Annotated in this window: 17 protein-coding genes and 1 riboswitch; of the genes, 9 read left to right on the plus strand and 8 right to left on the minus strand. The window is 60.1% G+C overall.

The window, feature by feature from the left end:
* Positions 1-122 precede the first annotated feature (122 nt).
* Positions 123-1,310, plus strand: coding sequence for a murein transglycosylase A (mltA, locus tag GIW48_RS11325; protein WP_170036839.1), 1,188 nt, complete (start codon positions 123-125; stop codon positions 1,308-1,310).
* Between the two features lie 155 nt (positions 1,311-1,465).
* On the opposite strand, the gene GIW48_RS11330 is transcribed toward mltA, so the two are convergent.
* Positions 1,466-1,852: an MAPEG family protein gene (locus tag GIW48_RS11330; RefSeq protein WP_017139406.1), complete on the minus strand. Its 387-nt coding sequence runs from the start codon at positions 1,850-1,852 to the stop codon at positions 1,466-1,468.
* Positions 1,853-2,044: 192 nt separating this feature from the next.
* Between GIW48_RS11330 and GIW48_RS11335 the strand changes: the two genes are divergently transcribed.
* A complete protein-coding gene (locus GIW48_RS11335) occupies positions 2,045-3,304 on the plus strand; it encodes a cation:proton antiporter (protein ID WP_017139407.1) in 1,260 nt (419 codons plus the stop codon).
* 42 nt (positions 3,305-3,346) lie between these two features.
* Here the strand turns inward: GIW48_RS11335 and GIW48_RS11340 are convergent, their stop codons facing one another.
* The 3 genes from GIW48_RS11340 to GIW48_RS11350 all read right to left on the minus strand — a co-directional run bounded on the left by GIW48_RS11340 (position 3,347) and on the right by GIW48_RS11350 (position 6,645).
* Entirely contained in the window at positions 3,347-5,209 is a 1,863-nt protein-coding gene (locus GIW48_RS11340) for a DUF3857 domain-containing transglutaminase family protein (RefSeq protein ID WP_236460529.1), read from the minus strand.
* A 66-nt stretch (positions 5,210-5,275) separates the two neighbouring features.
* Positions 5,276-6,160 carry a formate/nitrite transporter family protein gene (locus GIW48_RS11345; protein WP_017139409.1) on the minus strand — a complete coding sequence of 295 codons (885 nt, stop codon included), beginning with the start codon at positions 6,158-6,160 and terminating at the stop codon, positions 5,276-5,278.
* An 86-nt stretch (positions 6,161-6,246) separates the two neighbouring features.
* Complete coding sequence (locus GIW48_RS11350; protein WP_017139410.1) at positions 6,247-6,645, minus strand: acyl-CoA thioesterase; 399 nt, start codon at positions 6,643-6,645, stop codon at positions 6,247-6,249.
* 198 nt (positions 6,646-6,843) lie between these two features.
* Positions 6,844-6,949, plus strand: a riboswitch (S-adenosyl-L-homocysteine riboswitch).
* Between the two features lie 21 nt (positions 6,950-6,970).
* On the opposite strand from GIW48_RS11350, the gene ahcY reads away from it, so the two are divergent.
* From ahcY to GIW48_RS11370, 4 genes are all read left to right on the plus strand, one after another.
* On the plus strand, positions 6,971-8,380 hold the full coding sequence (gene ahcY, locus GIW48_RS11355) for an adenosylhomocysteinase (protein WP_017139412.1): 1,410 nt from the start codon (positions 6,971-6,973) through the stop codon (positions 8,378-8,380).
* A 169-nt stretch (positions 8,381-8,549) separates the two neighbouring features.
* On the plus strand, positions 8,550-9,395 hold the full coding sequence (gene metF / locus GIW48_RS11360) for a methylenetetrahydrofolate reductase [NAD(P)H] (RefSeq protein ID WP_169987548.1): 846 nt from the start codon (positions 8,550-8,552) through the stop codon (positions 9,393-9,395).
* 129 nt (positions 9,396-9,524) lie between these two features.
* The gene (locus GIW48_RS11365; RefSeq protein WP_236460528.1) at positions 9,525-10,316 is read left to right on the plus strand and encodes a substrate-binding periplasmic protein; all 792 of its coding nucleotides are present in this window, start codon (positions 9,525-9,527) and stop codon (positions 10,314-10,316) included.
* Between the two features lie 221 nt (positions 10,317-10,537).
* Positions 10,538-12,430 carry a DEAD/DEAH box helicase gene (locus GIW48_RS11370; RefSeq protein WP_017139415.1) on the plus strand — a complete coding sequence of 631 codons (1,893 nt, stop codon included), beginning with the start codon at positions 10,538-10,540 and terminating at the stop codon, positions 12,428-12,430.
* Positions 12,431-12,491: 61 nt separating this feature from the next.
* Here the strand turns inward: GIW48_RS11370 and GIW48_RS11375 are convergent, their stop codons facing one another.
* Positions 12,492-12,866, minus strand: coding sequence for a nuclear transport factor 2 family protein (locus tag GIW48_RS11375; RefSeq protein WP_017139416.1), 375 nt, complete (start codon positions 12,864-12,866; stop codon positions 12,492-12,494).
* Positions 12,867-12,993: 127 nt separating this feature from the next.
* Here GIW48_RS11375 and GIW48_RS11380 point away from each other — a divergent pair, with 127 nt between their 5' ends.
* Complete coding sequence (locus GIW48_RS11380) at positions 12,994-13,878, plus strand: LysR substrate-binding domain-containing protein (protein ID WP_099550356.1); 885 nt, start codon at positions 12,994-12,996, stop codon at positions 13,876-13,878.
* Positions 13,879-13,939: 61 nt separating this feature from the next.
* Here GIW48_RS11380 and GIW48_RS11385 read toward each other — a convergent pair whose 3' ends face one another.
* Positions 13,940-14,536 carry a YceI family protein gene (locus tag GIW48_RS11385; RefSeq protein WP_026013867.1) on the minus strand — a complete coding sequence of 199 codons (597 nt, stop codon included), beginning with the start codon at positions 14,534-14,536 and terminating at the stop codon, positions 13,940-13,942.
* Between the two features lie 32 nt (positions 14,537-14,568).
* The gene (locus GIW48_RS11390) at positions 14,569-15,120 is read right to left on the minus strand and encodes a cytochrome b (RefSeq protein ID WP_017139419.1); all 552 of its coding nucleotides are present in this window, start codon (positions 15,118-15,120) and stop codon (positions 14,569-14,571) included.
* A gap of 273 nt (positions 15,121-15,393) precedes the next feature.
* On the opposite strand from GIW48_RS11390, the gene GIW48_RS11395 reads away from it, so the two are divergent.
* Together GIW48_RS11395 and GIW48_RS11400 are read left to right on the plus strand one after the other, a co-directional pair.
* Complete coding sequence (locus GIW48_RS11395; protein WP_236460527.1) at positions 15,394-16,800, plus strand: adenosylmethionine--8-amino-7-oxononanoate transaminase; 1,407 nt, start codon at positions 15,394-15,396, stop codon at positions 16,798-16,800.
* A 126-nt stretch (positions 16,801-16,926) separates the two neighbouring features.
* Positions 16,927-17,646, plus strand: a complete 720-nt coding sequence (locus GIW48_RS11400; RefSeq protein WP_017139421.1) for a 16S rRNA (uracil(1498)-N(3))-methyltransferase — start codon at positions 16,927-16,929, stop codon at positions 17,644-17,646.
* 131 nt (positions 17,647-17,777) lie between these two features.
* Here GIW48_RS11400 and GIW48_RS11405 read toward each other — a convergent pair whose 3' ends face one another.
* Positions 17,778-18,680, minus strand: coding sequence for a transporter substrate-binding domain-containing protein (locus GIW48_RS11405; RefSeq protein ID WP_236446073.1), 903 nt, complete (start codon positions 18,678-18,680; stop codon positions 17,778-17,780).
* Positions 18,681-18,701 lie beyond the last annotated feature (21 nt).

Genomic DNA, 18,701 nt, shown 5'->3' on the forward strand with positions numbered 1-18,701 from the left:
TCAGGGTCACGGGAAACGGCGGCCAGTATCCTCGCCCCGCCCGCAAAGACCAATAGCCCTATTAATAATAAGGGTTGCCCGAATGCGCTGCGGCGCAGGCAACCGCTTCAGGAATTACGTGTATGAATGTCACCTTGAAACGCTGGAGCCGCCGAATGGCATGGGCTCTGCCGATAGTTGCGCTGCTGGCCGGTTGCGATGGCGGCAAAGACACCGGCAAAAAAGATGAAGCGGCCAAGCCCCATGCCGTCGCCACCTATGTCAGTGCACCGTGGGAAGCGCTGCCGGCGGTTTCCGACAGCGACCTGCTGGCCGGGTTTGAATCCTGGCGCAGTGCCTGCCAGCGCCTCAAGGCTGATCCGGTGTGGGGCGCAACCTGTGCCGCCGCCGCCACCGTACCGGGCGATGCCGTAGCCGTGCGCGGTTTTCTCAAGGAGCGCCTGGATGTGTTCGGCCTGCGCTCGGCCGACAACACACCCAATGGCCTGATCACCGGCTACTACGAGCCGGTCTACCCCGGCAGCCTGACCGAAACCGCCACCGCCCATGTGCCGGTGTACGGCGTGCCGGACGACCTGATCATCGTCAACCTGGAAAGCATCTACCCGGAACTCAAGGGCAAGCGCCTGCGCGGCCGCCTCGAGGGCCGTGTACTCAAGCCGTATGACGACGCCAGCACCATCAACGGCCAAGGCTCCACTGCCAAGCCGATTGCCTGGCTGACCAACCCGATGGACCTGCAATTCCTGCAGATTCAAGGCTCGGGGCGTATTCAACTGGCCGGTGGGCGCCAATTGCGCGTGGGCTATGGCGACCAGAATGGTTACCCGTACCGCCCGATCGGCCGCTGGCTGGTGGAGCAAGGCGAACTGAAAAAAGAAGACGTGACCATGGGCGCCATCAGCGCCTGGGCCAAGGCCAACCCGCAGCGCATTCCGCAATTGTTGGCGAGCAACCCCAGCTACGTGTTTTTCAGCGCCCGCCCGGACAGCAACGAAGGCCCGCGCGGCTCACTGAATGTGCCGCTGACGGCGGGTTACAGCGTGGCGGTGGACCGCAAGGTGATTCCGCTGGGCAGCCTGTTGTGGCTGTCGACCACCAAACCCGATGGCTCGCCCATCGCACGGCCCGTCGCCGCGCAGGACACCGGCGGCGCGATCACCGGCGAAGTGCGCGCAGACTTGTTCTGGGGCACCGGTGACGCGGCGGGTGAGCTGGCGGGGAATATGAAGCAGCAGGGGCAGATCTGGATGCTGTGGCCCAAGGGCGCGGCGTTGCCCCACGTGCCGGATGCGCCAGCTGGCACCTGAATAACGCTGAAGATCACATGTGGGAGCTGGCCTGTGTGGGAGCTGGCTTGCCTGCGATAGCATCACCGCGGTGTAACTGACATACCGAGGTGCCCGAATCGCAGGCAAGCCAGCTCCCACACAAGCCAGCTCCCACAGGGGATTACGTCAAACCTCTAGATCGACACAAAAAAGAAACTCGCAATCAACGCCATCCCCACCGCCCACACCAGCGAACGCAGCATCGCCCAGTCGGCCAGGTAGCAAATGATGTACAGCAGGCGACTGGTGATAAACAGCACCGCCAGCACATTGATGGTCACCAGCGACGCCGTACCGGCCAGGTGCGCGATGATTACCGCCGCTGCAAAGGCAGGCGTCACTTCAAAGCTGTTGAGCTGGGCATTGTGGGCGCGCTTGGCGACGCCTTCGACGGTATCCAGGAAGGCACGCGGGTCGTGGTTCTGCCGCGGGCCGAACTTGCCACCGCTGAACTTGGCCACCCCCGTGCACAGGTAAGGCAGGAATATTGCGATCAACACACACCAGAAAGCGGCCGTCATGATGGATTCCTTTTTTTGTTTTAAATAGAAATTAGAGTTTTAGCACTATCACTGCAAAATCGCACTCACCGGCTATGAACCGAGGCGCGCCGAAAGGTTCTATCAGGCTTTTAGCCCGTGCCTTGAAACATCCCGCAGCTGGTGCGGTCCATCCCAGCAATAACGACCTTCCCTCACTTCCAAGGACCTCGGATGCTTGAACTTGTCGCCGCCTTTATTTGCCTTACCACCCTGCTCACCTATGTGAACTACCGATTTATCGGGCTGCCGCCCACTATCGGTGTGATGGTCACGGCCCTGGTGTTCTCCCTGATTTTGCAAGGCCTGAGCCTTATCGGCTACCCAGGCCTCGAAGAACGTATCCAGCAGTTAATCGGCCAGATCGACTTCGGCGACTTGCTGATGAACTGGATGCTGTCGTTCCTGCTGTTCGCCGGCGCCTTGCACGTCAACCTCAACGACCTGCGCAGCTATCGCTGGCCCATCGGCCTGCTGGCGACCTTCGGCGTATTGATCGCCACCGTGGTCATCGGCAGCCTGGCGTACTACATCTTTGCCCTGTTCGGCTGGCACGTCAGCTTCCTCTACTGCCTGCTGTTCGGTGCACTGATTTCGCCCACCGACCCGATTGCGGTGTTGGGCGTGCTGCGAACCGCCAACGCCTCCAAACCACTGAAAACCACCATCGTCGGCGAATCGCTGTTCAACGACGGCACCGCAGTGGTGGTGTTTACGGTACTGCTGGGCATCGCACAATTGGGCGAGACACCGACCGTCGGCGCCACGGCCATGCTGTTCGCCCATGAAGCGATTGGCGGCGTGGTGTTCGGCGGGCTGATCGGCTACCTGGTGTACCTGATGATCAAGAGCATCGAGCAGCATCAGATCGAAGTGATGCTGACTCTGGCGCTGGTGATCGGCGGTTCGGCAATGGCGACCGAACTGCACGTTTCGGCGCCGATTGCGATGGTGGTGGCCGGGCTGATCATCGGCAACCTGGGGCGCAAGCTGGCCATGAACGACATGACCCGCCGCTACCTCGACGGCTTCTGGGAGTTGCTCGATGACATGCTCAACGCCCTGCTGTTTGCACTGATCGGCATGGAACTGCTGCTGTTGCCGTTCAACTGGCTGCACGTACTGGCCGCCAGCTTGCTGGCCGTGGCGATCCTGGCCTCACGCCTGCTGACCGTGGCCCCGGCGATCCTGTTGCTGCGCCGCTGGCGCACGGTGCCACGCGGCACTATCCGCATTCTCACCTGGGGTGGTTTGCGCGGTGGCGTCTCGGTAGCACTGGCGCTGGCCCTGCCGCTTGGCCCGGAACGCGACTTGCTGTTGAGCATCACCTACATCGTGGTGCTGTCGTCGATCCTGTTGCAGGGTTTGAGCATCGGCAAGCTGGTCAAGCATGTGACCAAAGATGAGCCTGCACCGCCAACCGAGGCTCACTGATTGAGGCCGGCGGCGGATTCATTTCGCCGCCGGCGCCTGCGATCAATGGGCCTGCACGATGATCTGGCTTTTGAGGTCATTGAACATCGCCTCGATCATCGGCTGCATACTCTTGAACCACTCAGGGCTGCACACCGCTTCGGGGTGGTTAAAGGCAAGCGTGCGGGAAACCAGCACGGTATTGCCGCTGCGCTCATAACGGGCGTCGTAGGTTACATCCGCGCCCTTGAGCGAAACGGTCTTGGGCAGCGCCAGAATAGTCAACGACGCGGGGAACTCGAAGCGGGCCTTTTCAACGCTCTCGCCGGCAAAGCAGGTGAAGTTCTGCACCCGCTTCTTTTCTACCGACAGGGCCTGCACATCCTGGGCGATATAGCTTCCCAGGCGACTGAGTGCCGGTACACCGATCGGCCCAGGCACGTTGACGAGGTTTTCCGTGCGCCCGGCCAACGTGGTGTTGAAGCCGGACGCATCACCGTCCAGCGCATCTGTTTGCAGGGTGCCGTTGCCCGCCTGGCCTGAGCTGCGCAGCATTTTCTGGATCATCTGATCACGCTCCGCCGGCTGCTGAGACCTGATCCAAAAACGCGTCGCTTCGGTACGCCAACCCTCGGCGAGGGACGTTTGCGTAAAGTCTGCCGCGCCCTTGTCATCGACCTTGAACACCAGTTCACTCGATAGCTTGCTCGGCTGAGTGGCCGGGGTACGTGCCATCTCGCCAGTACGCGTCAACAACACCGGCTTGTCCAAGTCCTGCAGTGGCAAGTAACCGGCAGCGATGAAACTGGCGGTGGAGTCCAGGTAGAGGTCCAGGCTTGGCACATAGGTGATCGCATGGTTGAGCACGCGTAACGCCGCCACCTTGGGCAAAACATAGGCATTGCCGGCGTTGATCAACACCGGTGAGCTGTCGATGCCAACGGCCTTGAGCATGGCTTCCAGCAGGGCCACATGGTCCTTGCAGTCGCCGTAACGGTTGTCCAGCACCGATTGCGCCGGGTGCGGCACCACGCCGCCGGCGTCGATGTACACCGCCACATAACGGATGTTCTTGCGCACCCAATCGCTGAGCACCAGGGCCTTGGCCCGAGGCGTTGGCTGGTCGGCGGTGAGCCTGTGCGCCAATTCGGTGATTTGCGGTGTGACCTCAACCTTGGCACGTGCCTCATAAGCCCTGGCCAGGTCTTTGTAGGTTGCAAAGGTCGAAACAGCGAGGAGTTGGCCATAGTCGGTGTAGGCCACCGCGCCTTGTTCGGGCCGGGTTTTGTCGGCCGGCACGTAGTCCCATCGGTACACCTTACGCCCAACCGCTGCGGCCGAAGTGGAGGCTTTGAAACCCCGGGCCTCGGCGTACAAAGGCTTGTCGGCCGGCAAGTCGTAGATCAGGGAGTAATCCAGCGTGGGGCTCAAGCTCGCCGTGGAGAAGTCGGTAAACTCGCCAGGAAACAGCGCCGTGTGGCGTATTCGCTTGTAACGCAAGCTCAGACGATCACCCACTGCCACCTCAGGAAAAATCACCACCTTGACCCGCGAATCCTGAAACATCGGAGCATTGGCCGAGGCCTGCTCCTGTTGCTCCCTGATCTGCGGCGCGGTGACCATTACCCTGCGCCCATCGGGCTTGAGCGTGAACGCCTCGATAATCTCCAGGCTATCCAATGAGCGGTTATAACTGACCGCTTGCTGGGCACTGGACCTGATGGCCCGCTCTTCGTTGATCAGCACGACCTTATCGGCATCCACCACATAGCTGCCGTCGGTATTGATCACGTAGCGCTGAGTTTGCTTTTCGATGGTCACGGAGCGATCCGCAGCATCATCCTTGGCCTGTGCCACGCCGAAAACGCCCACCGCCAATACCAGCGTGCACCAACTGCGCCCCCGCAAAAAAGGGAAAGTCCGCATAAAGATCCTTCTTTCATGAATGGAAAACCGCGCAGCGACTTTGCCATTCATTTATGACGAATCAGCTTACTCGTCCTTGTTCACCCGCTGGGGATGGCGCGGGTCTGCGGGCTTGCCCGGCAAGCTGCTCTCACTGCGAATCTGCGCATGGCTGATCAGCGCAAAAATAAAACTGCCGCCGATGATATTGCCCGCCAGGGTCGGCCCGGCGAACACCAGCCAGAAGTCCTTCCACGGCAGTTCGCCGGCAAACACCAGGTACGACACTTCCGCCGAACCGACGACGATGTGGGTGAAGTCCCCCAGCGCCATCAGGTAAGTGATCAGGATGATGATGAACATCTTCGCGCTTTCCATGGACGGGATCATCCACACCATGGTGGCGATCATCCAGCCGGAAATAATGCCCTTGGCGAACATCTGGCCGGGGTCGTTTTCCATGACCTTGCGTCCGATTTCGAGAAAGGCCATGTCGGTCTTGGTGTCGAAGATCGGCAGGTGCAGCATCACGTAGGCCACCAGCAAGGTGCCGCACAGGTTGCCCACCAGCACCACCGTCCACAACCGCAACAGGCGGCCGGCATTGGCCAGCGTCGGCTTGCTCATCACCGGCAGCACGGCGGTCAGGGTGTTTTCGGTGAACAGTTGCTGGCGCGCGAGGATGACCGCGAGAAAGCCCGCGCAATAGCCAAAGCTGGCGATCACCTTGAAAGCTTCGCCATCCGGCAGGCGCGAGTTGAGCAACCCCATGCCCATCAGCGACAGGCCCATGGTCAGGCCGGCCGCCAACGCCGACCACCACAACGCAGCCACATTGCGTTCCAGTTCCTGATCGCCCTGGGTGCGGATGATTTCGTGCAGCACCGCCGCGCGGGGCGGCTGGTTGTTGTCGACGTCCTGTTGCTCTTCCTGCGACAGGTTGGGGGTTTTGCCGTCTGCTTGAGTCGCCATGGGTGTACCTGAACAGGTGGGTGTTGTTCAGGTACGACCTGTCGCCAGCCGCCAGCGTTCAATGCCCGCCGCCGCTGGGTTCGCGGTTACTCGGTTTCGTCTTTGAACTGGTCTTTGACGTACCTGATTTCTGTACGCCCGTGCGGTGCCGGCAAACCATCTTCGCCCAGGTTGACGAACACCATTTTCTCTACGGTGAGGATACTTTTGCGGGTGATCTTGTTGCGCACTTCACAGGTCAGGGTGATCGAGGTGCGGCCGAACTCGGTGGCGGTGATGCCCAGTTCGATGATGTCACCCTGGCGCGAGGCACTGACGAAGTTGATTTCGGAGATGTACTTGGTCACCACGCGTTGGTTGCCCAGTTGAACAATCGCGTAGATCGCCGCTTCTTCGTCGATCCAGCGCAGCAGGCTGCCGCCGAACAGGGTGCCGTTGGGGTTGAGGTCTTCGGGTTTTACCCATTTGCGGGTGTGGAAGTTCATGGTCACTCCAAAGCGTCTTGCCGAATGATGGGCAACATCATGGCAGAGCCCGCGCCCAAGCTCTATGCACCATTGCCTATCATGCCCATGCACGATCTGCATGTGGCCGACAGAAAGGCTTGGGAAGTGCCGCGCACACGGCTATAATCGCCACCGCTTCAAAACGGTCATCTTCGATTGATACCGTTCTCCCGCCACCTGTCCGAGGGGCGCTGCAGCAGGTTCAACCTGTCAGGCTCGGATGGGGCGTTGTTCGGCCTGGTTAGCCAGCTGGATACTAAACGCACAACGGCGCCCATTCGCACACTACGAATGGAGGCTCTTCATGAGCGCTGTAATCACGCCTGCAGGTTTTACCGACTACAAAGTCGCCGACATGTCCCTCGCTGCCTGGGGCCGTCGCGAAACCTTTATCGCCGAATCCGAAATGCCAGCCCTGATGGGCCTGCGCCGCAAGTACGCCGCTGAGCAGCCGCTCAAAGGCGCGAAGATCCTCGGCTGCATCCACATGACCATTCAGACTGCCGTGCTGATCGAAACCCTGGTTGCACTGGGCGCCGAAGTACGTTGGTCGTCCTGCAACATTTTCTCGACTCAGGACCAGGCCGCTGCTGCTATCGCCGCTGCCGGTATCGCGGTTTACGCCTGGAAAGGCGAGACCGAAGAAGAGTACGAGTGGTGCCTGGAGCAAACCATCCTCAAAGATGGCGCGCCATGGGATGCCAACATGATCCTCGACGACGGCGGTGACCTGACCGAGCTGCTGCACAAGAAATACCCGCAGATTCTGGACCGCGTTCACGGTGTGACCGAAGAAACCACCACTGGCGTACACCGCCTGCTGGACATGCTGGCCAAGGGCGAGCTGAAAATCCCGGCCATCAACGTCAACGACTCGGTGACCAAGAGCAAGAACGACAACAAGTACGGCTGCCGTCACAGCCTCAACGATGCCATCAAGCGCGGCACCGACCACCTGCTGTCGGGCAAGCAAGCCCTGGTAATCGGCTACGGCGACGTGGGCAAGGGTTCGTCCCAGTCTCTGCGTCAGGAAGGCATGATCGTTAAAGTCTCCGAAGTTGACCCGATCTGCGCCATGCAAGCGTGCATGGACGGTTTCGAAGTGGTTTCGCCGTTCATCAACGGCCAGAACGACGGCACCGAAGCGAGCATCGACAAAGCCCTGCTGGGCAAGATCGACCTGATCGTGACCACCACCGGTAACGTGAATGTTTGCGACGCAAACATGCTCAAAGCCCTGAAGAAGCGCGCTGTAGTCTGCAACATCGGCCACTTCGACAACGAAATCGACACCGCTTTCATGCGCAAGAACTGGGCATGGGAAGAAGTGAAGCCGCAGGTACACAAGGTTCACCGTACCGGCGCTGGCGATTTCGACCCGCAGAATGACGACTACCTGATCCTGCTGGCTGAAGGCCGCCTGGTTAACCTGGGCAACGCCACCGGCCACCCAAGCCGCATCATGGATGGCTCGTTCGCCAACCAGGTACTGGCGCAGATCTTCCTGTTCGGCCAGAAGTACGCCGACCTGTCGCCGGCCCAGAAAGCCGAGCGTCTGACCGTGGAAGTACTGCCGAAGAAACTCGACGAAGAAGTGGCCCTGGAAATGGTCCGCGGCTTCGGCGGCGTGGTGACTCAACTGACCAAGACCCAGGCCGACTACATCGGCGTGACCGTCGAAGGTCCGTTCAAGCCGCACGCTTACCGTTACTGATCGGCCCAGTGCCAGCTGCCATAGGGGAGCTGGCTTTTGTAGGAGCTGGCTTGTCGGATCGCCGCACCGCTGCGATAGCATCGCCTCGGTATTGCTGAAAAACCGAGGTGCCTGCATCGCGGGCAAGCCCGCTCCCACACCGGTATTCTGAGTTTCCATAGGTACGACCATGTCCCAAGACCGTCGCTACAGCTTCGAGTTTTTCCCGACCAAGACCGATGCTGGGCATGAAAAACTGATGGCGACTGCCAAGCAGTTGGCCAGCTACAACCCCGACTTCTTCTCCTGCACCTACGGCGCCGGCGGCTCGACCCGTGACCGCACGATCAACACCGTGCTGCAGCTCGAAAGCGAAATCAAAGTTCCCGCCGCTCCGCACTTATCGTGCGTGGGCGACAGCAAGGCCGACCTGCGCAGCCTGCTGACCCAATACAAACAAGCCGGCATCAAGCGCATCGTCGCCCTGCGTGGCGACCTGCCGTCCGGCATGGGCATGGCCAGCGGCGAGCTGCGCTACGCCAATGACCTGGTGAGCTTCATCCGTGAAGAAAGCGGCGATCACTTCCATATCGAAGTGGCGGCTTACCCGGAGATGCACCCACAGGCGCGTAATTTCGAAGACGATTTGCAGAACTTCGTACGCAAGGCCAATGCCGGTGCCGACAGTGCGATCACCCAGTACTTCTTCAACGCCGACAGCTACTTCTACTTTGTCGAGCGTGTACGGGCCATGGGTGTGAATATCCCTATCGTGCCGGGCATCATGCCGATCACCAACTACAGCAAGCTGGCGCGTTTCTCCGACGCCTGCGGTGCTGAAATCCCACGCTGGGTGCGCAAGCAACTGGAAGCTTATGGCGATGACGTCAAGAGCATCCAGGCGTTCGGCGAGCAGGTGATCACGCAGATGTGTGAACAATTGCTGCAAGGTGGCGCACCAGGGTTGCACTTCTACACCCTGAACCAGACTGAACCCAGCCTGGCTATCTGGAATAACCTCAAGCTGCCACGCTAAGGCTTGTTTGGTAATGCCAAGGCCCTCGTTTATACGAGGGCCTTTTGCTTTTAATGCGCCATATCAACTTGCCCGCGAATGCGTGTGCCAGAGCTTCTCTTTAGCGCAGGAGCATCGTAACCTCAGGGGATGCCCGTCATTCTCAAGCTGTTGACCGCTGTGCTTTTTGCTTGCCTGAGCTTCACCGCTTACGGCGAGAAATTGCGCGTTGTCACCGAGCCTTGGGCACCTTATGTGTACGACGACAACGGCAGCATGCGCGGCCTGGATTACGAAACCACGATGATCGTGTTCCAACGCCTGGGGGTGGAGGTGGAGTGGCAATTCCTGCCCTGGAAACGTTGCCTGGCCATGCTGGACCAGGGCCACGCCGATGGCGCACTGGATATTTTCCACAGCCATGAGCGCGATGCTTTGCTGCTTTACCCCAGCGAACCGTTGTCGGCTGTCGAGTTCGTGCTGTTCTATGCCAACGACCGCCCTCATCCGGCCCATACCCTGGATGACCTGCGCGGGCTGACGGTCGGCACGTCGCCGGGTTATCTGTATGGCGAGGCCTTCAGCGAATCCAGCCTGTTCGACCGCGAGCCGGCGCCCAGCCATGAGGCCAACTTCGGCAAACTGTCGCTGGGCCGCATTGACCTGGTGATTACGGACCGTCGAGTCGGCCAGCATGTGATCAAGGCCATGGGCCTGGAAGGCAAGGTCAGCCAGGCGCCGCTGGTGGTCAGCCGCCAGCCGCAATTTTTAGCCGTGCGCCGTGGCGCCGGCATGGACCTGCTGGTGCAACGCTTCGCCGCCGAGCTCAAGCGCTTCAAGCAAGAGCCTGCCTACGCAGCCTTAAGCGCCAAATATGGCGGAATCCAAGCCAATACAGCCCCTGAACACACCGTTGAGCAGCAGGAAAGCGGCGCGCCGTGATTGCTCTGTTATACTCCGGCCTTTCCGCCAGGCTCACGCCCGGCCGCTGAGGTCTTGAAAAAGGCACCTAACCCAGCTACTGCGCAGCTTTCAGCCCGCGCGAGCCGGTGGAGTGCCCGCCAGACGCAGCAGGACCGGACGGGGTTGCGCTCCCCTAAGCGCCATTCACGCCCGGCAAGATTATCCCTTTGGGCCAAGCCCTAACTAAAACAGGATTACTCATGTCCTTTGCTTCCCTCGGTCTCTCCGAGGCTTTAGTCCGCGCCATCGAGGCAGCGGGCTATACCGAGCCTACTCCGGTGCAACAGCGGGCCATTCCCGCCGTGTTGCAAGGTCGCGACCTGATGGTTGCGGCGCAGACAGGTACTGGTAAAACCGGTGGTTTCGCCCTCCCGATTCTGGAGCGGTTGTTCCCCAACGGTCACCCGGACAAATCCCAGCGTCACGGCCCGCGCCAACCGCGCGTACTGGTCCTGACCCCAACCCGCGAACTCGCCGCCCAAGTGCACGACAGTTTCAAGCTGTACGCCCGCGACTTGAAGTTCGTCAGCGCCTGCATCTTCGGCGGCGTCGGCATGAACCCACAAGTTCAGGCCATGTCTCGTGGTGTTGACGTGCTGGTAGCCTGCCCGGGTCGTTTGCTCGACCTGTGCGGCCAAGGCAGCGTCGATTTGTCCCACGTGGAAATCCTCGTGCTGGATGAAGCCGACCGCATGCTCGACATGGGCTTTGTCCATGACGTGAAAAAGGTCCTCGCCCGCCTGCCGGCCAAACGTCAGAACCTGCTGTTCTCGGCAACGTTCTCCCAAGACATCACCGCCCTGGCCGGCAAGCTGCTGCACAACCCGGAACGCATCGAAGTCACGCCGCCGAACACCACGGTCGAGCGTATCGAGCAACGCGTATTCCGCCTGGCCGCCAGCCACAAGCGTTCCCTGCTGGCGCACCTGATCACCCACGGCGCGTGGGAGCAGGTGCTGGTGTTTACCCGCACCAAGCACGGCGCCAACCGCCTGGCCGAGTACCTGGACAAGCACGGCCTCACCGCCGTCGCCATTCACGGTAACAAGAGCCAGAACGCGCGCACCAAAGCCCTGGCCGATTTCAAGGCCGGCACTGTGCGCATCCTGGTCGCCACCGATATCGCCGCGCGCGGCCTGGATATCGACCAATTGCCACACGTGGTCAACTTCGAGCTGCCGAACGTCGATGAAGATTACGTGCACCGTATCGGCCGTACCGGCCGTGCCGGTCGTTCGGGCGAGGCCATTTCCCTGGTCGCTCCGGACGAAGAAAAGCTGCTGAAAAGCATCGAGCGCATGACCAAGCAGAAAATCGCCGACGGCGACCTGATGGGCTTCGACTCCAGCGCCGTGGAGGCCGAAAAGCCTGAAGCGCGCGAGCGTCCGGACGTGCGTAACCCACGCAACCCACGCGGTCCGAAGGGCGATGGCCCGAACGGCGGCGGTGGTGGCGGTGGCCGTCGCGACAAGGGCAAAGACAAAGGCGGCAAGGAAAAAGCGCCTACCAACGGCCGTGGCGAACGCCCAGCCCGTGAGCAGAAGCCCCGTGAAGGCACCCCGGCCCGCGAACAGCGCCAGCCGAGCCAGCCGCCACGTGCCGCTGCCGACCGCGCCCCGGACGAGTTCCTCGACGACGATGTGGATAACTTCGGTAACCGCGTTGACTACGTGCCTCAGGCCAAGCCGGCCCAGGGCCGTGGCCGCCGTCCTGGTGCCCCGGCACAAGGTGCGGGCGCAGGCACGGGTGCTCCACGTGGCGGCCAGCCACAGGGCGGTCGTCAAAATGGCCCGCGCAACAGCAGCGGCGGTACCACCGGTACGCCACCTGCCAAGCGCAACGGCCCGCGTAATGGCGCCCCCCGTGACGGCCAGGCCCGTCGTGAAGACTCGCGCAGTAACAACCGCCGTCCGGCTCGTGACGACCAGCCACGCTTGTCGGAACCCGCCGTGCAGAACCCGCGCGGTGGTCCGGCGCCGAAGATCATCCACAAGGAGTCGAAAGCGGATCGCTTCCCGACACCTGAGCAGCTGGATCAACTGCCAGGCCGCCCTCGTGGTGAAAAACCAGCGCTGCTGACCCGCAACCGCTGAGTTTTCGACGCTAACAAAAACGCCCCGATTAATCGGGGCGTTTTTGCATCCAGGCGTTAGCTTATTGATCAGCCACTTCACCGGCCTTATGAAAAAGCTTGGCAAAGATCATCCAGCGACCGTCAACTTTCATCAGGTTCAAATAATCAACCATCACGTTATTGAACAAGCGCAAGCGCACTTTGACGATGGCCATTTCCGGCGACATCACGTCAATCATCAATACCTCATCAAGCTGCGGAAAACCGCCTTCCTGCGGCGACTTTCGGCCTTGAACCATGGTCCGGTATTCCTCGAACGGCCGCACGACCACGGTCGAGTTCTGTGCGCTGTATAACACGCAGCCACGATGAAAGACTTGATCGAACGTATTCAAATCCTGAGTTTGCAACACACTAAAGTAATCGTTCAGAAACGCTTGAATCTCATCAATCATGGCGCACAACTCCCGACAGTTTCAACACGGTGTTATTTGAATAAATAACTTGCCGCCATTATTGATAGTCCACTCATTTCACGTATAGCGGCTATTATTAGGCTTTTCTGTGAAAGGAATTCACACTTTGAAACTGCCTCCCCTTGCCGCGCTGCGTGCTTTCGAGGCCTTGGCCCGACTGGGCAAAGTGAACCTGGCCGCCCTCGAACTGCACGTGACCCACAGTGCCGTCAGCCATCAGATTCGCGCCCTTGAAGAGTACCTGGGCCTCGCTTTGGTCATGCGCAACAAGCGCACGCTGATGCTGACGGATGAAGGCCGCGTGTATGCCTACCAGATCAGGCAGGGGCTGGGCGAGATCGCCGGGATCACCGAAAAACTGATGGCAAAAACCAGGCACCCACAGCTGACCGCTTCGGTGCTGCCTTCCTACGCCATGCATTGGTTGTTGCCGCGCCTGCATGATTTCAGGGCGGCTCACCCCGAGCTGCACTTGCGGCTGGAGTCGAGCATGGAGTTCGCCAGCTTCGAGCAAGGCCCGCTTGATTGCGCGATTCGCTTCGGTCATGGCCAGTGGCCGGATGTGCATTGCGAAACGCTGATGGGTGACTCATTGCTGGTGGTCGCCGCGCGCGACTTCAACCACGGCGTGCTGCCGGACACGGCGCAAGCCGTCCTTGAGCAGCCATTGCTGCACGCCAGTGAGAGCTGGCCGATCTGGCTGGGCGCCGCAGGTATCGAGGGGCAACGTCCGCAAGCGCCGCTGGAGTTCACCGATTCCACGTTGATGCTCGAAGCCGTGCGGCTCGGGCACGGCGTCGCGCTGACACGCCGCTCGATTGCCCATGCACTGATTCAACGCGGGGAGCTGGTCCGGCTCACCGACATTGAACCGGCGCACACCTCACGCTATTACATAGTCTGGCCTGCGGGCAGCAAACCGTCGGCGCAGTTGACCTTGTTGCACACTTGGCTCAAGGGCCAAGTGACGACGTATCAAGAAAGCCTTTGAACAGCGCACAGCAAAACGCCGACCCTGAGGTCGGCGCTTGGCGTTTGAAACAGCGAAATAATTACTTCGCTTTTACGCCTTCAAAAGTCACGTACAGCTCAACAGTGTTGGACGCTGGGCCCAGGTCCATCTGCTTGCCGAAGTCCTGACGGTTGAAGCTGGTAGTGCCTTCAAAACCGGCACGGTAGCCGCCCCATGGATCCTTGCCTTCGCCCAGGAAAGTGGCTTTGACCACGATCGGCTTGGTCACGCCATGAAAGGTCAGGTCGCCAGTCACGTCGGCAGTAACTTGGCCTGCAGCATTTTTACCGGTGGTTTTGACACTGGTGGAGACGAACTTGGCATCGGCAAACTTGCCAACGTCCAGGAAGTCTTTGCTGGCAATGTGCTTGTCACGTTCGGCGTGGTTAGTGAACACGCTGGCGGTACGGACGTTGAACTCGATTTTGCTGTCTTCAGGCTTGGCGGCGTCAAAGCTGAACTTGCCGTCCAGATCCTTGAAAGTACCGGTGATGAAGCTATAGCCCAAGTGGCTGATTTTGAAGTCAACGAAGGCGTGCTGGCCTTCCTTGTCGACAACATAATCAGCGGCCATCGCCGAACCTGCGGACAGCAGTGCGGAACCGATTGCCAGAGCGGCGAGAGTCTTTTTCAACATGCTTTCTATTCCTTGTGAGTCGAGGTTGAACATCAGGCTTTGCGTCCCAGCATTCGTGTCAGGGTCGCATCACGATCGATAAAGTGGTGTTTAAACGCGGCCACGCCATGCAAACCGGCGAAGACCACCAACACCCAGGCCAGGTACAAATGCACCAAGCCGGCGTTGTCTGCCTGGTCCGGTAGCCCGGAAACCACAGCAGGAATCTCAAACAGGCCAAACACCGGGATACCGACACCGTCTGCGGTGGAAATCAGGTAACCGGCGATCATCACGGCAAACAGCCCGAGATACAGGAACGCGTGGCCAAACGCAGCGCCAATACGCGTCATTCGGCTGTAGCTGGCCAACGGTGGTGGCGGCGGGCTGACAATGCGCCAGACGATACGCACCAGCATGATGGCGAACAGCGTGATGCCAATGCTCTTGTGCAGGTCGGGCGCGTCTTTGCGCCAGGCGCTGTAGTAGTCGAGGCCGACCATCCACAGGCCCAGCGCGAACAAACCGAACACCACCAGGGCTACGCCCCAGTGCAAAACAATGCTGACCCAGCCATAACGGGCCGATGAATTACGTAGCTGCATGTCCCAAATCCCGTAAGAACTGTGCCCAAGACTAGCGATTTACCTATCGAATTAAAGCGGAAAATTTCGCTTTGAAATATCGAGAAATACGATCAAGAGAGTATGCACAGTACGTTAACAATGGATTAAGGACTATTCCTGATAAACGTGACAGATCGTCCTGCCTTTACTGCCAATTCATCCGTAATGGGTTGTGACGCCGCCTGGCATTGCATAGGCTTGCGCGATTGTTTCGCCTGCGCCGGGCGCAGGGCCGCTTCGAGGAGATAACCGATGGGCTTGAATAACCAGTGGATGCAACGCGACCTCGCGGTGCTGTGGCATCCCTGCACCCAGATGAAAGACCACCAGCAACTGCCGCTGATCCCGATCAAACGTGGCGAAGGCGTATGGCTGGAAGACTTCGAAGGCAAGCGCTACCTCGATGCCGTCAGTTCCTGGTGGGTCAATGTGTTCGGCCACGCCAACCCGCGCATCAACCAGCGCATCAAGGACCAGGTGGATCAGCTGGAACACGTGATCCTCGCCGGTTTCAGCCACCAGCCAGTGATTGAGTTGTCCGAACGCCTGGTGGCGATGACGCCTGAAGGTTTGACCCGTTGCTTCTATGCCGACAACGGCTCGTCGTGCATCGAAGTCGCGCTGAAGATGAGCTTTCACTACTGGCTCAACCGTGGCCTGCCGAACAAGAAGCGCTTCGTCACCCTGACCAACAGCTACCACGGCGAAACTATTGCCGCGATGTCCGTGGGCGATGTGCCGTTGTTTACCGAAACCTATAAAGCCTTGCTGCTCGACACCATCAAGGTGCCAAGCCCGGATTGCTACCTGCGCCCCGAGGGCATGAGCTGGGAAGAGCACTCACGCAACATGTTCCTGGCCATGGAACAGACCCTGGCCGAAAACCACGACAGCGTCGCCGCCGTGATCGTCGAGCCGCTGATCCAGGGCGCCGGCGGCATGCGCATGTACCACCCGGTGTACCTCAAGCTGCTGCGTGAAGCCTGCGACAAATATGGCGTGCACCTGATTCACGACGAAATCGCCGTCGGCTTCGGCCGCACCGGCAGCATGTTCGCTTGCGAGCAAGCCGGCATCCGCCCGGACTTTTTGTGCTTGTCCAAAGCCCTCACCGGCGGTTACCTGCCATTGGCGGCGGTCGTCACCACCGACGATGTGTACGACGCCTTCTACGACGACTACCCGACGTTGCGCGCCTTCCTGCATTCCCACAGCTACACCGGCAACCCGCTGGCGTGCGCGGCAGCCTTGGCGACTTTGGATATTTTCGAAGAAGACAACGTCATCGAAAACAACAAGGCCCTGGCCCAGCGCATGGCCACCGCCACCGCGCACCTGGTGGACCACCCGCACGTGTCGGAAGTGCGCCAGACCGGCATGGTGCTGGCCATCGAGATGGTTCAGGACAAAGCCACCAAAACCGCCTACCCGTGGCAGGAACGCCGTGGCTTGAAGGTGTTCGAGCATGCCCTGGAGCGCGGTGCGCTGCTGCGGCCGCTGGGCAGCGTGGTGTATTTCCTGCCGCCGTATGTGATTACGCCGGAGCAGATCGACTTTTTGGCTGAAGTCGCCAGCGAAGGGATTGATATCGCCACCAACAGCACTGTCAGTGTTGCGGTGCCAAAAGATTTTCACCCAGGCTTTCGGGATCCGGGTTAATTGAGTTCACTCAACTGATCGGGCGTCGGGTCCACCGCCATCGCGGGCAAGCCCGGCTCCCACAGGTTTTGTATGATCGTTCCCACGCTCCGCGTCCGCTCTGCACACCACTTCCAGAGAACAGAAATGAGACTGTCCCGCTTTTTCACCGACACCCCGCTCAGCATCGGCGACCATGAATTGCCCGAAGCCCAGGCGCATTACATCAGCCGCGTATTGCGCATGGGTGAAGGCGACGCCGTACAACTGTTCGACGGCTCCGGCCAGGAATTCCTCGGCACCTTGCTGGAAGTCGGGAAAAAACGCGTTACCGTGCAACTCACGGAACGCTTTGCGGGCCAGACCGAATCACCGCTGCACATCCACCTCGGCCAAGGCCTGTCCCGGGGCGAGCGCATGGATTGGGCGATCCAGAAAGCCACCGAACTGGGTGTGAATGAAATCACGCCGATTTTCAGCGACCGCTGCGAAGTACGCCTGAAGGACGAACGCGCCGACAAACGCCTGCTGCACTGGCGCCAAGTGGCGATCAGCGCCTGCGAGCAATGCGGGCGTTCGACAGTGCCAGTGATTCACCCGCCGCTGTTACTGGCCGACTGGTTGAAGCAAGCCGAGGCGGATTTGAAGCTGGTGCTGCACCCGGTGGCCGAGCCGATGGTCAGCCACGCCAAGCCATCGAGCCTGGCGTTCCTGATCGGGCCTGAAGGTGGGTTGACCGACGCAGAAGTCGCAACCGCCCAAGCTGCCGGCTTCCACGCCGCCCGCCTCGGCCCGCGGGTGCTGCGCACCGAAACCGCGCCAGTCGTGGCATTGAGCGTGGCCCAGCAACTCTGGGGCGACTTCTAACCTCGCCCGATCGTTCCCACGCTCTGCGTGGGAAAGCCTCCTGTGACGCTCTGCGTCACGACCTCAAATTGGGACGCAGAGCGTCCAAGGCTGCATTCCCACGCGGAGCGTGGGAACGATCATTGCGGCTATCACTCCACCGGGTCACTCACCGGCTTGGCAATAATCGCCTTCAACTCGCTGGTCATCGGAAACTCCAGGTTCAGGCCCTTGGGCGGAATCGGCTGTTCAAACCAACGCTGGTAAATCCCGTTGATCTCCCCGGAGCGGTACAGGTCGGCGAGCGTTTCGTTGACCACCGCGAGGAACTGCGGGTCGTCCTTGCGCAGCATGCAGCTGTAGATCTCCCGCGACTGCTCCTTGCCCACCACCACCCAGTGGTGCGGGTCACGGGCCTTGGCACGCTCGCCGTAGAGCAACGCATCATCCATGTAGAACGCCACTGCGCGACCGGTTTCGAGCATCTTGAACGCTTCGCCATGGTCCTTGGCACTGATCACAAACATATTGGCTTTGTGGTCGGCGTTGTAGCGCTTGAGAAAGCGTTCATTGGTGGTGCCGGCCGTGGTCACCACATTCTTGCCCTTGAGGTCTTCAAAACCCTGGATGCCACTGTCCTTGGCGGTCAGCAGTTGGCCCTTCACATAGATAAACCCGTAGGAAAACGCCACCTGCTTCTGCCGCTCGGCGGTGACACCGGTGGAACCGCATTCCAGGTCGACGGTGCCGTTTTGCACCAGCGGAATACGGGTCTGAGAGGTCACCAGGTTGTACTTAACATTCAGCTTGGCCACCCCGATTTTCTGCTGGATGCGCTCAACGATCTTGCTCGCCAACTCCACCGAATAGCCCATGGGCTTGCCACTGTTGTCGCTCACGTAGGAAAACGGCACCGAGGCATCGCGATACCCCAAGGTGATCGACTTGGCATTCGCGATTTTGCTCAAGGTGCCGTCCAGCGGGGCTTCATTGGCCTGAACCTGTGCGCCAAACAGCAGCCCCAGAGTGCAGCCGGTCAACAGGATTTTTTTCATTGTTATTCTCCGTTGCTGGTG

Origin of the sequence: Pseudomonas sp. PA-6-3C (assembly GCF_021605825.1) — a bacterium.
GTDB classification, from domain to species: domain Bacteria; phylum Pseudomonadota; class Gammaproteobacteria; order Pseudomonadales; family Pseudomonadaceae; genus Aquipseudomonas; species Aquipseudomonas edaphica.

What these genes read in the sequence shown, in the direction of transcription:
- mltA (WP_170036839.1), top strand. Translation starts at nt 123, where the DNA reads ATGAATGTCACCTTGAAACGCTGGAGCCGCCGAATGGCATGGGCTCTG.
- GIW48_RS11330 (WP_017139406.1), bottom strand. Translation starts at nt 1,852, where the DNA reads ATGACGGCCGCTTTCTGGTGTGTGTTGATCGCAATATTCCTGCCTTAC.
- GIW48_RS11335 (WP_017139407.1), top strand. Translation starts at nt 2,045, where the DNA reads ATGCTTGAACTTGTCGCCGCCTTTATTTGCCTTACCACCCTGCTCACC.
- GIW48_RS11340 (WP_236460529.1), bottom strand. Translation starts at nt 5,209, where the DNA reads ATGCGGACTTTCCCTTTTTTGCGGGGGCGCAGTTGGTGCACGCTGGTA.
- GIW48_RS11345 (WP_017139409.1), bottom strand. Translation starts at nt 6,160, where the DNA reads ATGGCGACTCAAGCAGACGGCAAAACCCCCAACCTGTCGCAGGAAGAG.
- GIW48_RS11350 (WP_017139410.1), bottom strand. Translation starts at nt 6,645, where the DNA reads ATGAACTTCCACACCCGCAAATGGGTAAAACCCGAAGACCTCAACCCC.
- ahcY (WP_017139412.1), top strand. Translation starts at nt 6,971, where the DNA reads ATGAGCGCTGTAATCACGCCTGCAGGTTTTACCGACTACAAAGTCGCC.
- metF (WP_169987548.1), top strand. Translation starts at nt 8,550, where the DNA reads ATGTCCCAAGACCGTCGCTACAGCTTCGAGTTTTTCCCGACCAAGACC.
- GIW48_RS11365 (WP_236460528.1), top strand. Translation starts at nt 9,525, where the DNA reads ATGCCCGTCATTCTCAAGCTGTTGACCGCTGTGCTTTTTGCTTGCCTG.
- GIW48_RS11370 (WP_017139415.1), top strand. Translation starts at nt 10,538, where the DNA reads ATGTCCTTTGCTTCCCTCGGTCTCTCCGAGGCTTTAGTCCGCGCCATC.
- GIW48_RS11375 (WP_017139416.1), bottom strand. Translation starts at nt 12,866, where the DNA reads ATGATTGATGAGATTCAAGCGTTTCTGAACGATTACTTTAGTGTGTTG.
- GIW48_RS11385 (WP_026013867.1), bottom strand. Translation starts at nt 14,536, where the DNA reads ATGTTGAAAAAGACTCTCGCCGCTCTGGCAATCGGTTCCGCACTGCTG.
- GIW48_RS11390 (WP_017139419.1), bottom strand. Translation starts at nt 15,120, where the DNA reads ATGCAGCTACGTAATTCATCGGCCCGTTATGGCTGGGTCAGCATTGTT.
- GIW48_RS11395 (WP_236460527.1), top strand. Translation starts at nt 15,394, where the DNA reads ATGGGCTTGAATAACCAGTGGATGCAACGCGACCTCGCGGTGCTGTGG.
- GIW48_RS11400 (WP_017139421.1), top strand. Translation starts at nt 16,927, where the DNA reads ATGAGACTGTCCCGCTTTTTCACCGACACCCCGCTCAGCATCGGCGAC.
- GIW48_RS11405 (WP_236446073.1), bottom strand. Translation starts at nt 18,680, where the DNA reads ATGAAAAAAATCCTGTTGACCGGCTGCACTCTGGGGCTGCTGTTTGGC.